This is a genomic window from Pseudomonas sp. BF-RE-25 (assembly GCF_019956105.1).
Taxonomy (GTDB): Bacteria; Pseudomonadota; Gammaproteobacteria; order Pseudomonadales; family Pseudomonadaceae; genus Aquipseudomonas; species Aquipseudomonas migulae.
The window spans coordinates 1-12716 of record NZ_JAHBDB010000003.1 but is presented as its reverse complement, the minus strand read 5'-3'; the positions used below and the strand labels follow the sequence as shown (position 1 = coordinate 12716).

Sequence of the window (12716 nt, the reverse complement as noted above, 5' to 3'; positions counted from 1 at the left end):
CATGACTCAGACTTCCATCACTCGTAGCTGGGTTGCCTCCGCCAACGGCCATGTCGACTTCCCCCTGCAAAACCTGCCGCTGGGCGTGTTCAGCGTGAAGGGCTCTGCGCCGCGCAGTGGCGTGGCGATTGGCGAACACATCTTTGATCTGCAAGCGGCACTCGACGCCGGCCTGTTCGACGGCGCTGCAAAAGCGGCGGTCGAAGCCTCCCGTGGCGGTCAGCTCAATGCGTTTTTCGAACTCGGCCGCGAGGCTCGTGTTGCCCTGCGTGAGCGCTTGATCGAACTGTTCAAGGAAGGCAGCACCCTGCACGGCAAGATCGAAGCCCAAGGTGCAAAACTGCTGCCGCTGGCGGCGAACTGCGAGATGCACCTGCCGGCAAAAATCAACGATTACACCGACTTCTACGTCGGCATCGAGCACGCGCAAAACGTCGGCAAACTGTTCCGTCCCGACAACCCGCTGCTGCCGAACTACAAGTACGTGCCGATCGGTTACCACGGCCGCGCATCGACCATTCGCCCGTCCGGCACCGACGTTCGCCGGCCGAAAGGCCAGACCCTGCCGGCCGGTCAGACCGAACCGACCTTTGGCCCGTGTGCACGGCTGGATTACGAACTGGAACTGGGCATCTGGATCGGCCAGGGCAACGACATGGGCGACTCGATTGCCATCGGCGACGCCGCCGATCACATCGCCGGTTTCTGCCTGCTCAACGACTGGTCGGCGCGGGATATCCAGGCGTGGGAATACCAGCCTTTGGGGCCGTTCCTGTCGAAGAGTTTCATTACCAGCATCTCGCCATGGGTGGTGACGGCCGAAGCGCTGGAGCCGTTCCGTCGTGCGCAACCGGCGCGTCCGGAAGGCGATCCGCAGCCGCTGCCTTACCTGTTCGACAAACGTGACCAGGCCGCGGGTGCCTTCGACATCGAACTGGAAGTGCTGCTGCTCACCGAAGGCATGCGCGAGCAGAACCTGCCGGCCCATCGACTGACCCTGAGCAACACCCGGCACATGTACTGGACCGTGGCGCAAATGGTCGCGCACCACAGCGTCAACGGCTGCCAGTTGCAGGCCGGCGATCTGTTCGGTTCGGGCACTTTGTCGGGGCCGGAAAACGGTCAGTTCGGCAGCCTGCTGGAAATCACCGAGGGCGGTAAAAAGCCGATCGAACTGGCTTCCGGCGAAGTGCGTAAATTCCTTGAGGACGGCGACGAAATCATCCTGCGCGCCCGTTGCAGCCGCGACGGTTTTGCCTCCATCGGTTTCGGCGAATGCCGCGGCAAAGTGCTGCCGGCGCGTTAAGAGGAACGGGTCATGGAACTCTATACCTACTACCGTTCGACCTCGTCTTACCGGGTGCGTATCGCCTTGGCGTTGAAGGGCCTGGATTACCGGGCGCTGCCGATCAACCTGATCGCGCCGCCGGGCGGTGAGCATCGCCAGCCACCGTATCTGGCGATCAATCCGCAAGGCCGGGTGCCGGCCTTGCGCACCGACGAAGGCGAGTTGCTGATCCAGTCTCCGGCGATCATCGAGTACCTGGAGGAACGTTATCCACAGGTGCCGCTGCTGTCCAAAGACCTCGCCGCTCGCGCGCATGAGCGCGGTGTGGCGGCGGTGATTGGCTGCGACGTGCATCCGCTGCACAACGTCAGCGTGCTCAACAGGCTGCGGCAGTTGGGCCACGACGAACCGCAGGTGGTCGAGTGGATCGGGCACTGGATCAGCCAAGGGCTGGCGACGGTGGAACAGTTGATTGGTGATGAAGGTTATTGCTTCGGCGCTGAACCGGGGCTGGCGGATGTGTACCTGATTCCGCAGCTGTACGCGGCTGAACGTTTCAACATTTCGCTGGAGGCATACCCACGGATTCGTCGAGTGGCGACGCTGGCCGCGACGCATCCAGCGTTCATGAAAGCGCACCCGGCCAATCAGCCAGACACTCCTTGAAAACATCACACCGCCCCCTGTAGGAGCCAGCTTGCTCGCGATGAACGATAACGCGGTGTTCCTGACTGACCGCGGCGTATCAATCGCCAGCAAGCCGGCTCCTACAGGTTCAATTGCCGCACAATTCCCTGTAGGAGCGAAGCTTGCTCGCGAAGAACGATAACGCGGTGTTCCTGATGGACCGCGGCGTTTGAATCGCCAGCAAGCTGGCTCCTACAGGTTCAAATGCCGCGCAGTTTTTTGTAGGAGCCGGCTTGCCGGCGATGAACGATAACGCGGTGTTCCTGACTGACCGCGGCGTCTGAATCGCCAGCAAGCCGGCTCCTACAGGGTCAAATGCCGCGCAGTTTTTTGTAGGAGCCGGCTTGCCGGCGATGAACGATAACGCGGTATTCCTGACTGACCGCGGCGTTTGAATCGCCAGCAAGCTGGCTCCTACAGATTCAAATACCGCGCAATTCCCTGTAGGAGCGAAGCTTGCTCGCGAAGAACGATAACGCGGTGTTCCTGACTGACCGCGGCGTTTGAATCGCCAGCAAGCTGGCTCCTACAGGTTCAAATACCGCGCAGTTTTTTGTAGGAGCCGGCTTGCTGGCGATGAACGATAACGCGGTATTCCTGACTGACCGCGGCGTTTGAATCGCCAGCAAGCTGGCTCCTACAGGTTCAAATACCGCGTAGTTTTTTGTAGGAGCCGGCTTGCCGGCGATGAACGATAACGCGGTATTCCTGACTGACCGTGGTGTTTGAATCGCCAGCAAGCCGGCGCCTGCAGGTTCAGTGGACGATTGAGTTGGGGGGCAGGTGCCCGAGTCGTTCGGTCAGGCGGATCCGCTGGATCGGGTCGTCGCTGAGCAGCAGCGCATGCTCCAGATCGAAACGCTCGGCGTTCGGGCAGTCCAGCCGCTGGTAAAGGCTGGCCCGGGCCAGGTAGTCGGAGGCGCTGGCGTTGCCCAGTTCAAGCACGCGTTCGGCGTCGATCAACGCGCCAATGTAGTCATCGTGGGAAAGGTGCAACTGGCGCAGGTTACGTGATAACCGCTGGAGCATTTGCACCGGCTCGGCCGTCAGCAAATGTTCGGCGCTGAGTTTCATGTTCGGGCCGTACTGGCGTTGCAGCAGTTCCCGGCAATCGTTGGGGTACAACCGACGACCGCCGCAAGGGTCCAGCAAGTGATCGGCCCCCGGAACCCGCAGCAGGAAATGCCCTGGGAAGTTGACCCCGACCAAGGGGATTTCCAGGCCTCTGGCCAGTTCCAGCGCAATCAGGCCCAGGGCCAATGGCTGGCCACGTCGGCGCTCCAGCACTTTGTCGAGCAAGGCCACTTGCGGTCGCAATGGCGTGAAATCGTCCTGGGCGTATCCCAGATCATTCAGGCGTCGCAACAGCGGCTGGGCCAGCTCGCTGACCGGCAACATCGGCAAGCCGTAACTGACGCGCTGTTGCAGGTCCTTGAAATTCGCCAGTACCGCCTGCGGATCCACCTCTTTATCGTGCTCGACGGCAATCCACAGCGCCGCTTCGAACAGCGCGGGCGGTGATCGTTGCAGGCAGTCGAAAAAGCGTTGGCGGGGCGTCATCAAAATCTCCGGGACATGCCTCGTTTTAGCCTCCCCTGCGGCATTCGTCCAGTGCCGCGCAGGTTATGTCCGAAAGCCTGAATGGCGGCACCGCTTATTCCGGTGCGCTTCTGCAAATTTTGGGCGCAAGCCTATACTGGCGACTACAAGAAGTGATTCGGGAGCCCCTACGATGTTCGCTCTCATGCAAAGCACTCGCCTTGAATCGCTGCATCTGAGCGTCGACTCGGTTACCGGGTTGAAGGCGGTCATTGCTATTCATAACAGCCGTCTGGGGCCTGCCCTGGGCGGGTGTCGTTACCTTGCCTATCCAAGCGACGAGTCCGCGGTCGAGGATGCCATTCGTCTGGCTCAAGGCATGAGTTACAAGGCGGCACTGGCCGGCCTGGCTCAGGGTGGCGGCGTGGCGGTGATTGTTCGACCGGTCCATGTGGAAAACCGCGCCGCGCTGTTCGAAGCGTTCGGGCGCTGCATCAATCAGCTCGACGGGCGCTATATCACGGCCATCGACAGCGGTACCTCAGTGGCGGACATGGATTGCATCGCCCAACAGACCCAGCACGTCACCAGCACCACTTCGGCGGGCGACCCGGCGCCTCACGCGGCGATGGGCGTATTCACCGGCATTCGTGCCACCGCCATGGCTCGCTTGGGCAGCGACAACCTCGAAGGCCTGCGCGTGGCCATACAAGGCCTGGGTAATGTCGGTTATGCCTTGGCCGAGCAGTTACACGCCGCCGGTGCCGAACTGCTGGTCAGCGACATCGATCACGGCAAGGTGCAACTGGCGATGGAGCAACTCGGGGCTCACCCGATTGCCAACGAGGCGTTGCTCAGCACGCCTTGCGACATTCTCGCGCCGTGCGGCCTCGGCGGCGTGCTCAACAGCAACACCGTCACGCAACTGCGATGCTCGGCGGTGGCCGGTTCGGCGAATAACCAACTGACTCATCTGGATGTCGCGGATCAACTGGAACGGCGAGGCATTCTTTATGCGCCGGATTATGTGATCAATGCCGGCGGACTGATCTACGTGTCGCTCAAACACCGAGGCGAAGAGCTGACGACCATCACTGCACACTTGTCGAAAATCAGCTCACGGCTGACCGAAGTGTTCGCCCATGCCCAGGCTGAGAAACGTTCCCCCGCCCGTGTGGCGGATGAGTTGGCGGAGAAAGTCTTGTACCGGTGAAGGCTCGCCGCGTCCTTCACCTCGCTGGCAAATTCTAAAGACCTGACTACGCTGCAAGCGGGATGGCGCAACGCCACCCGCCCGGTTGATGAGGGCCTGCCAGCGTCTGGGGCAATCATGACTGGCGCACTGCTTTTTCGTGATTTCAAGGAGCGAATCATGTCTTCCAGTTCTTCTCTCACCTGCAATTTCACGATCAACTCCAGCCTTGATATTGGCGTGTCGTTTGTCAGCGACGATAACGGCGCCAATTACGGCGGGCAGATCACTATTTTCACCCCCGGCACCGCAGGTCCGGTGAGCACCGGTTTATGGGACAACGACGGCAACGTCTTCTTCACCCTCTACCAGTCTGAAAACCCGGCCATCAACTGCGTTATCAATTCGGGATCGACGCCCGGTTCCTGGGACCCCTACGTGGAGGTCGCCCAGCAAAATGGCCTGATCTGCACCATTACCGGCCCGGTGCCGCAGCCCGGTGAAAACACGTTTGGTTATACCCTCAATGTCACGCAGGGCACGGGCGTTGGTCAGGGCGCCGTAACGGCTCAGGCAGCAGGATCGCCGACGCCGCAATACGTTGCGCGAATGATGCTTCCTGCGGGCGGCAAAGAGGCGTGGACGCTGATCATGCAGGGCAATACCCCGGTGCCCGATGAAATCAGTGTTGGCTCGCCGGTCGTCATGGCGTGGGCGCGATTTGACGACGGGACGCAAGTCGCCGGCGGTGTCTACAAATCCGCCACCCCGACAGACTACAACGTCAAGTTCATGTGGGTGCTGGACGCCAGCGGTAATCAGTACCCCGGTTGGCCCATCGATGTCAGCGATCACGAGGACTTCCTCAACAATGGCTATCTGTTTTCACTGACGCCTGACAGTGAAGAGGTCTACCTGTTGAACGTCGTTGAACGGCCATGGGTGAAATCATGAGCACTTCTTACACCTTCTCCGTCAGCCTGTTCGACGCGAGCGCCAACCCGAACGGGTTGCAGGTTTGGCAGAGCGGCACGTTGACGCTCGACACCGATTCGGTGACGGGCGCATTGGCGCTACCGGATTTTTACCAGGATCCGATCCCGTACGAGGGGAGCACCGCATCGCCATCAACGTCGGCAGGCACCACCATCAAGGCTTCGGGCAAAAGTGCCGAGGCACAGATCACCTTCACGGTGACCTATAACTTTGATGGTTTCCTTTACAACGGTAGCTATGTCGGCGGTTTGATCAGCGTGCTCGACTACGCAGCGCAAGAAACGTATCTCTACGTCATCCAGGGACTTTCTCCGCAGTCGCCATGGGGGGCGTCAGTACGTGGAGGCTCGACAGCTGCAGACGAGCGAACGCCGCGAACGGTTTGAGCCGCGTTTTTCGCAGGCATGAAAAAGGCCCTGAGTCATTCGACTCAGGGCCTGTTCAATTCGGCTGTTGCTTACTTCGGCGTTTTAGCGGCTTTGGCTGGCTTGGTCGGCTCAGCTGTTTCTGCCACTTCAACCTGTTCCGCGACTTCAACAGGCGCGCTCAGCAGCTCGGACAACGCATCCGGCTGGCTCTTGAACGCCTTGGCGAACACATCGCGGTTCTTCGCCATGTAGATCCCGGCTTCTTCCACTTGCTGCTCGGTCAGGGACGGAACGGCTTTTTGCAACACTTCAGCCAGCAATTCGGCCAGTTCGAGCATTTTGTCATGACGGTCAGCTTCGGCTTTATCCATGAACAAGCGCTCCAGATCTCGGCTGCTGCGGTATACCACTTCGACGGCCATTCACCACCTCACATGCCTTCACGATAGTTGTCTGTTTCGACCACTGTGTTTTTATACAGCGAAAAGGATAAGCGAATCCCTGCGCTTTGGGTAGTGGCTTTTTAATGTAGACCGAAATCAGCGTTTGTCAGGTAGACCGCGTTGCTCCATTCGCGGGCAAGCCTCGCTCCTACTGGCAATACCGGCCCTGTAGGAGCGAGCGGTGCGGCGGTCCGACTTGCCCGCGAAGGCGCCCGTCCAGACACCACAAAAGTGTCCACTGGCAGCCTATCGCCATCTCACCATCAACCTCTGGCCTTTTTTCTGCATGCAGAACAACCGTCACGTCCAACCGGCATCATCCGCTCGAACCGAGCTAAGGAAGAATCATCGTGAAAATCAACTGGGCCGAGAACCTGCGGCAGAACGTGCACCAACTGGCCGAATCCCTGGGCAATCTGTTCGTCGAGACCTTTCACTACCTGGCGTTGTTCGCCATCGGTGCGGTGACCGCGTGGGCGGCGGTGATGGAGTTTCTGGGGATGATCGAAGCGGGGCACATCAAGATCGATGACATCTTGCTGCTGTTCATCTACCTCGAACTGGGCGCGATGGTCGGAATTTACTTCAAGACCAATCACATGCCGGTGCGCTTCCTGATCTACGTGGCGATCACCGCGCTGACGCGGCTGCTGATCTCCAACGTCTCGCACCACAATCCGCCGGACCTGGGCATCATTTACCTGTGCGGCGGGATTCTGCTGCTGGCGTTTGCGATTCTGGTGGTGCGTTACGCCTCGTCGCAATTCCCTTCGGTGAAGATCGAACACCCGCAACGCAAGACCGGTGCGGGTTCCAGTGAGCATCCCGAAGTGGAGAAGGGCGAGATTTAAAGCCGCATGGCGGGGCGCGGGTGGGCTTTGGTCGATGGCGGCGGTGGGGTGCGATTGTCGCTGTCGGTCATGGCTTCGAGGATGGTCATTGCGCTGTGACCCTGCTCGATGGCGATGCCGAATTGAATACTTTGCACCAGGCGTTTGAGGCGCTTGGGGTCATTGCGTTGTTCGGCGCTGATCATTCGCTTGGCCACGACGCGGCCGCTGTTGGAGAGGGTCAGCATGATGCTGCCGTCCAGCCCCTGAATGCTCAGGTTGATCTGGTAATCCGGTGCAAAGGCATCGGTAATGAGCTGAAAAGGGTTGTCCATGATGCGTCACCGCCTGATTGAACGTGCAGTTGTTGACCGGCCATGATCGGGTTGGTTCGCAACACCGGACCATTGGCATGTCGCTCGCTGAGGTTTTCAAAAATCCTTTTTGCCTCGTCAGGGATGTAGCAAGGGGCATGCCGGAAAGATTGTCGGACAATGTAGGAGCGAGCTTGCTCGCGATGGTCGTCAACGATTACGCGTGTTTATCGGTAAACGCGGCGCTCTGAAGTCCATCGCGAGCAGGCTCGCTCCTACAAGAACGTTGCCCGTTTCAGGGCATGAATGAGTAGATGATCGCAGACAGTGCAATCAGACCGATCAACACCACAAACACGTTCGACGCCTGGCCCGAATACTGGCGCAAAGCTGGCACGCGACGGATGGCGTACATCGGCATCAGGAACAACAGGCACGCAATGATCGGCCCGCCGAGGGTTTCGATCATGCGCAGGATGCTCGGGTTGAAAGTGGCCACGGCCCAGCAGCTGAGGATCATGAACAGCGCAGTGATGCGGTTCAGCCAGCTCGCCGACATCACCTGGCCACGACCACGCAGACTTTTCACGATCAGGCCCTGAAAGCCTTCGCTGGCGCCGATGTAATGGCCGAGGAAGGATTTGGTGATCGCCACCAGCGCAATCAGCGGCGCGGCGTAGGCAATGACCGGGGTCTGGAAGTGGTTGGCCAGGTACGACAGGATCGAGATGTTCTGTGCCTTCGCAGCCGCCAGATCAGCCGGGGAAAGGGCCAACACGCAGCTGAAACAGAAGAACATCACCGTCACCACCATCATCCCGTGGGCGATGGCGAGGATGCCGCTGCTCTTGCGCTCGGCCTGCTCGCCGTACCGCTGCTTCTGATCGACAGCGAAGGCGGAGATGATCGGCGAATGGTTGAACGAAAACACCATCACCGGGATCGCCAGCCACAGCGTTTTGAAGAACAGCGGCATCGGCATGCCTTCACCGGCGGTGGCGAAGAACGCACCGTTCCAGTTCGGAATCAGACTGATGCCGAGCAGCAGTAACGCCGCGACGAACGGGTAAACCAGCACGCTCATGCATTTGACGATGACGCCCTGGCCGCAGCGGACAATCGCCATCAAACCAAGGATCAGCCCCAGCGACAGCACCGCCCGAGGTGGCGGGGCGATGTGCAACTGGTGCTCCATGAAACTGCTGAGGGTGTTGGTCAGCGCCACGCTGTACACCAGCAGAATCGGGAAGATCGCGAAAAAATACAGCAGCGTGATCAGCTTGCCGGCACCGATGCCGAAGTGTTCTTCCACCACTTCGGTGATGTCCCCGGAGCGTCCCGACAGCACGAAGCGAGTCAGGCCGCGGTGGGCAAAGAAGGTCATCGGAAACGCCAGCACCGCCAGGATCAGCAGTGGCCAGAAGCCGCCCACGCCGGCGTTGATCGGCAGGAACAGCGTGCCGGCGCCAATCGCCGTGCCGTAGAGGCCGAGCATCCAGGTGGTGTCGTGTTTGCTCCAGCCCTTGTGGGCTGTTTCGGTATTGCGTGTCAGGTCTACAGCAGGATTATCGGCAGCAGGTGTACGTACATCGGTCATCGTTATTGGCCTCGTTATTATTCTTGCTCGGGCTCACGTGTTGCGGACGGTCGGGAATGCTCCTCAGCACTCCACCCAGCTGACAGCCAGGCCGCCCCGTGAAGTCTCTTTGTATTTGTCGTGCATGTCGGCGCCGGTATCGCGCATGGTGCGGATCACCCGGTCCAGGGAAATGAAGTGTTTGCCGTCGCCGCGCAGGGCCATTTGCGTGGCGTTGATCGCCTTCACGGCCGCGATGGCGTTGCGCTCGATACACGGCACTTGGACCAGGCCGCCAACCGGGTCGCAGGTCAGGCCCAGGTTGTGTTCCAGGCCGATTTCGGCGGCGTTTTCCAGTTGCTCGGGCGTGGCGCCCAGTACGTCGGCCAGACCGGCGGCGGCCATGGCGCACGCCGACCCGACTTCGCCCTGACAGCCGACTTCGGCGCCGGAGATCGAAGCGTTTTTCTTACAGAGAATGCCTACGGCCGCGGCGCCCAAAAAGAACGCAACGACGTCATCGTCCGACGCGTCCGGGTTGAATTTCATGTAGTAGTGCAGGACGGCGGGAATGATCCCGGCCGCGCCGTTGGTAGGCGCGGTGACCATCCGTCCGCCGGCGGCGTTTTCTTCGTTCACGGCAAGGGCAAACAGGTTCACCCATTCCATCGCCGACAGCGTCGAAGTGATGACGTTCGGCTTGCCGATTTCCAACAGGCTGCGGTGCAATTTCGCTGCGCGGCGCGGAACATTCAGACCGCCGGGCAGGATGCCTTCGTGGCGTAAACCCTGCTCGACGCACTCGCGCATCACCGACCAGATGTGCAGCAAGCCCTGACGGATTTCGGTTTCGCTGCGCCAGGCCCGTTCGTTGGCCATCATCAACTCGGAAACCCGCAGGCCATGCTGATTGCAGAGCTTGAGCAATTCGGCGGCGCTGGAAAAATCATACGGCAGCACCACGTCGCTGGTCGGTGCGATGCCTGACTCGGCTTCGGCGGCTTCGATGATGAAACCGCCGCCGATCGAGTAGTACGTTTGCTCTGCCAATTCGCCGGTGTCGCCGAAAGCTGTCAGCGACATGGCGTTGGGGTGGTAGGGCAGGCTCTCGTCGAGCAGCAGGAGATCGCTTTGCCAGTTGAAGGCGATGGTGGTTTTACCGGCCAGACTCAGTTCGCCGGTCTCGAGCAGGGTTTTGATGCGGCTGTCGATGCAGGTCGGGTCGATGCTGTCCGGCCATTCGCCCATCAGGCCCATGACGCAGGCGCGGTCGGTGGCGTGGCCGACGCCGGTGGCGGAAAGGGAGCCATACAGGCGGATTTCCACTCGGCGTACGGCGTCCAGCAAATGCTGGTCAATCAGTGCCTGGGCAAAGGTCGCGGCGGCGCGCATCGGGCCGACGGTGTGAGAACTGGACGGACCGATGCCGACTTTGAAAAGATCAAAAACACTGATAGCCATGCTAAAGCCTATACAAGCAATGGAAGAGAAATCGCTGCCATTTTTGTAGGACAAGCGCAATGTCGGCGATACTGCCTACCTCGGTCCTACGTGACCAACGAAACTTCCTAAGACAGCCTTTAGCAGGACTAAACAATGAGTCGCCAATTGCACGCCCAGACTTACGTCTGGCTGCACGTGTTTTCCTGTGCCGCACGGCACTTGTCATTCACCCGCTGCGCCGAAGAACTGCACATCACGCCGGGGGCGGTCAGTCAGCAGATCCGACAATTGGAAGAACGGCTGGGGTTTCGACTGTTCCACCGGCGTGCCCGGGGCGTGGAGTTGAGCGCACAAGGCCAGCGACTGGCCATTACGGTCAACGAGGCTTACGGCAGCATCGACGCGGAATTGCGACGACTGGACGCGGGAATGATCAGCGGAATTCTGCGGGTACGGTCGATTCCATCGTTCCTGAGCAAATGGCTGACCCCGCGCCTGCCGCGCTTGCAGCAGCGTTTTCCGGACATTCAGTTGCGCCTGGTGGCCGAGGACAGCAGCGTGCCGTTGCACGAGGGCGACTTTGACCTGGCCATCGACCTGAACGACGGCAGCTATCCTGGCTTGTTATCCACAACCTTGCTCGACGAGCAGATCTTCCCGGTGTGCGCGCCGAGCCTGTTGCGCGGGCGGCCGCCGTTGCATGGCCCGGCAGACCTGTCGCACTTTCCGCTGTTGCACGACATTACGGCCTGGCGCGGCAGTTACGAGTACGCGGAGTGGGAGTTCTATCTCAACGCCATCGGCTTCGAAGGTGCGGACGTGCGGCGCGGGCACACGTTCAATCGCAATCACCTGACCATCGAAGCGGCGATTGCCGGCATGGGCGTGGCGATTGCGCGGCGAACGCTGTTGAACGATGAGCTGGAGCGCGGGACGTTGATTGTGCCGTTCGGGCTGGCGGTACCCAATCACAAACGTTATGTGCTGCTTTACGCGCCGGGGGCGCTGAGCCATCCGGGCGTGCGCGCGGTACATGACTGGCTGGTAGAGGAGGCGGGAGTTTTTCGCAGCCTGCACCCGCTGGCGGAGCGGCAGATGTGAGTAATTATGACAAAGAAGTGAAGCGACCCAACTCCCGACCTTAACAGTGCTTTTGCTCCTTGTCCGGCTTTTTTTGCGTATGAAAATTTATCTTTTTTCAGGGGTTGAATTGTTCGGCGTACAGACCGATTGTGTAACCAAGAGGTCACGGTGATGACGCCCAAGGGCCAGCCGAGGGGCCTCTCGCGAGCTAGCTGAAATAAGGGATGAACTATGCAAATCCAAGTCAACAGCGATAACCATATTCAAAGCAGCATCCGACTGGAGGAGTGGGTACGTACTACCATTGAGAGCACGCTCGAACGTTATGAAGAGGACCTGACACGCGTCGAGGTCCATCTGCGGGACGAGAACGGCGACAAGCCCGGTCCCCATGATTTGCGCTGCCAGCTGGAAGCGCGGCCAAAAGGCCACCAACCGATTTCTGTCACCCATAAAGCCGAAAACCTGGAACTGGCGATCGACGGTGCGGCTGAAAAACTCGAACATGCACTGGAACATCTGTTCGGCAAACTGCGGGGCAAACCACGTGCCGCTGTGGTGCCGTTCGAGAGGCGTGCAGCCGATGCGCTGCTGGAAGACGAGTTTCTCGAGAACGAACAGGCTGCACAAAACGGCTGACGCCTGATTTACATTTTTATCTTTCCACCACTGAAAACGGGCCTGCTTATGCAGGCCCGTTGTTGTTTGTGCCGATCGCTGGCCCCTGTGGGAGCGAGCCTGCTCGCGATGGTCGTAAACGATAACGCTGGCTGTCTGGATAAACGCGTAGTTCTGTAGCCCATCGCGAGCAGGCTCGCTCCCACAGTGGAGAGCGGCTTCAGATCAGAACGCTACCGACGTCTGCACATACACCGTCCGCGGTTCCCCGACGTACTTGCCCTTGTTGTTGTCATCGAACGAGCGTGTGAAGTACTGGTGGTTGAAGATGTTTTTCAC

15 protein-coding genes and 1 pseudogene are annotated in these 12716 nt (G+C 59.8%); 8 read left to right on the top strand and 8 right to left on the bottom strand.

Going from position 1 to position 12716, the window contains the following annotated elements; translation table 11 throughout:
* The first annotated feature begins 1 nt into the window (after position 1).
* Together fahA and maiA are read left to right on the top strand one after the other, a co-directional pair.
* Positions 2–1306, top strand: coding sequence for a fumarylacetoacetase (gene fahA / locus KGB24_RS01335; RefSeq protein ID WP_223415057.1), 1305 nt, complete (start codon positions 2–4; stop codon positions 1304–1306).
* Positions 1307–1318: 12 nt separating this feature from the next.
* Entirely contained in the window at positions 1319–1954 is a 636-nt protein-coding gene (gene maiA, locus KGB24_RS01330) for a maleylacetoacetate isomerase (RefSeq protein ID WP_008037321.1), read from the top strand.
* Between the two features lie 109 nt (positions 1955–2063).
* Here the strand turns inward: maiA and KGB24_RS01325 are convergent, their stop codons facing one another.
* From KGB24_RS01325 to KGB24_RS01315, 3 genes are read right to left on the bottom strand one after another with little or no spacing between them, the layout of a single operon-like run.
* Positions 2064–2381 (bottom strand): hypothetical protein, encoded by a 318-nt coding sequence (locus KGB24_RS01325; protein ID WP_223415060.1) that lies wholly within the window; start codon positions 2379–2381, stop codon positions 2064–2066.
* Positions 2382–2397: 16 nt separating this feature from the next.
* A complete protein-coding gene (locus tag KGB24_RS01320) occupies positions 2398–2715 on the bottom strand; it encodes a hypothetical protein (protein ID WP_223415062.1) in 318 nt (105 codons plus the stop codon).
* Between the two features lie 16 nt (positions 2716–2731).
* Complete coding sequence (locus KGB24_RS01315) at positions 2732–3535, bottom strand: SirB1 family protein (protein WP_008025317.1); 804 nt, start codon at positions 3533–3535, stop codon at positions 2732–2734.
* 172 nt (positions 3536–3707) lie between these two features.
* Here KGB24_RS01315 and KGB24_RS01310 point away from each other — a divergent pair, with 172 nt between their 5' ends.
* The 3 genes from KGB24_RS01310 (at position 3708) to KGB24_RS01300 (ending at position 6088) form a co-directional block, all read left to right on the top strand.
* Complete coding sequence (locus KGB24_RS01310) at positions 3708–4727, top strand: Glu/Leu/Phe/Val dehydrogenase family protein (protein WP_008025318.1); 1020 nt, start codon at positions 3708–3710, stop codon at positions 4725–4727.
* 117 nt (positions 4728–4844) lie between these two features.
* The gene (locus KGB24_RS01305) at positions 4845–5660 is read left to right on the top strand and encodes a hypothetical protein (RefSeq protein WP_223415063.1); all 816 of its coding nucleotides are present in this window, start codon (positions 4845–4847) and stop codon (positions 5658–5660) included.
* Positions 5657–6088 carry a hypothetical protein gene (locus KGB24_RS01300; protein WP_008025320.1) on the top strand — a complete coding sequence of 144 codons (432 nt, stop codon included), beginning with the start codon at positions 5657–5659 and terminating at the stop codon, positions 6086–6088. Before KGB24_RS01305 ends, KGB24_RS01300 begins: the two co-directional genes overlap by 4 nt.
* A gap of 164 nt (positions 6089–6252) precedes the next feature.
* Here the strand turns inward: KGB24_RS01300 and KGB24_RS01295 are convergent.
* Positions 6253–6492, bottom strand: a pseudogene (locus KGB24_RS01295) (YebG family protein); the annotation flags it as partial.
* Between the two features lie 371 nt (positions 6493–6863).
* Here KGB24_RS01295 and KGB24_RS01290 point away from each other — a divergent pair.
* Positions 6864–7364, top strand: coding sequence for a phosphate-starvation-inducible protein PsiE (locus KGB24_RS01290; protein WP_008025322.1), 501 nt, complete (start codon positions 6864–6866; stop codon positions 7362–7364).
* Here the strand turns inward: KGB24_RS01290 and KGB24_RS01285 are convergent.
* The 3 genes from KGB24_RS01285 to KGB24_RS01275 form a co-directional block, all read right to left on the bottom strand.
* Positions 7361–7678, bottom strand: coding sequence for a DUF3509 domain-containing protein (locus KGB24_RS01285; protein ID WP_192417341.1), 318 nt, complete (start codon positions 7676–7678; stop codon positions 7361–7363). The two genes, KGB24_RS01290 and KGB24_RS01285, sit on opposite strands and share 4 nt — an antisense overlap.
* A gap of 274 nt (positions 7679–7952) precedes the next feature.
* Positions 7953–9254: an HAAAP family serine/threonine permease gene (locus tag KGB24_RS01280; protein ID WP_223415065.1), complete on the bottom strand. Its 1302-nt coding sequence runs from the start codon at positions 9252–9254 to the stop codon at positions 7953–7955.
* 63 nt (positions 9255–9317) lie between these two features.
* A complete protein-coding gene (locus KGB24_RS01275) occupies positions 9318–10694 on the bottom strand; it encodes an L-serine ammonia-lyase (RefSeq protein ID WP_223415067.1) in 1377 nt (458 codons plus the stop codon).
* A 135-nt stretch (positions 10695–10829) separates the two neighbouring features.
* Between KGB24_RS01275 and KGB24_RS01270 the strand changes: the two genes are divergently transcribed.
* Together KGB24_RS01270 and KGB24_RS01265 are read left to right on the top strand one after the other, a co-directional pair.
* Complete coding sequence (locus KGB24_RS01270; RefSeq protein WP_008025326.1) at positions 10830–11777, top strand: LysR substrate-binding domain-containing protein; 948 nt, start codon at positions 10830–10832, stop codon at positions 11775–11777.
* A gap of 213 nt (positions 11778–11990) precedes the next feature.
* A complete protein-coding gene (locus KGB24_RS01265; protein ID WP_008025327.1) occupies positions 11991–12398 on the top strand; it encodes an HPF/RaiA family ribosome-associated protein in 408 nt (135 codons plus the stop codon).
* A 204-nt stretch (positions 12399–12602) separates the two neighbouring features.
* On the opposite strand, the gene KGB24_RS29330 is transcribed toward KGB24_RS01265, so the two are convergent.
* Positions 12603–12716, bottom strand: a 114-nt coding sequence (locus tag KGB24_RS29330) for a hypothetical protein (protein WP_411741941.1), incomplete at its 5' end; no start/stop codon positions are given.

Excerpts from the sequence above, each read along its gene's own strand:
- maiA (WP_008037321.1), top strand. The coding sequence starts at position 1,319 with ATGGAACTCTATACCTACTACCGTTCGACCTCGTCTTACCGGGTGCGT.
- KGB24_RS01300 (WP_008025320.1), top strand. The coding sequence starts at position 5,657 with ATGAGCACTTCTTACACCTTCTCCGTCAGCCTGTTCGACGCGAGCGCC.
- KGB24_RS01270 (WP_008025326.1), top strand. The coding sequence starts at position 10,830 with ATGAGTCGCCAATTGCACGCCCAGACTTACGTCTGGCTGCACGTGTTT.
- KGB24_RS01305 (WP_223415063.1), top strand. The coding sequence starts at position 4,845 with ATGACTGGCGCACTGCTTTTTCGTGATTTCAAGGAGCGAATCATGTCT.
- KGB24_RS01315 (WP_008025317.1), bottom strand. The coding sequence starts at position 3,535 with ATGACGCCCCGCCAACGCTTTTTCGACTGCCTGCAACGATCACCGCCC.
- fahA (WP_223415057.1), top strand. The coding sequence starts at position 2 with ATGACTCAGACTTCCATCACTCGTAGCTGGGTTGCCTCCGCCAACGGC.
- KGB24_RS01310 (WP_008025318.1), top strand. The coding sequence starts at position 3,708 with ATGTTCGCTCTCATGCAAAGCACTCGCCTTGAATCGCTGCATCTGAGC.
- KGB24_RS01265 (WP_008025327.1), top strand. The coding sequence starts at position 11,991 with ATGCAAATCCAAGTCAACAGCGATAACCATATTCAAAGCAGCATCCGA.
- KGB24_RS01280 (WP_223415065.1), bottom strand. The coding sequence starts at position 9,254 with ATGACCGATGTACGTACACCTGCTGCCGATAATCCTGCTGTAGACCTG.
- KGB24_RS01275 (WP_223415067.1), bottom strand. The coding sequence starts at position 10,694 with ATGGCTATCAGTGTTTTTGATCTTTTCAAAGTCGGCATCGGTCCGTCC.
- KGB24_RS01285 (WP_192417341.1), bottom strand. The coding sequence starts at position 7,678 with ATGGACAACCCTTTTCAGCTCATTACCGATGCCTTTGCACCGGATTAC.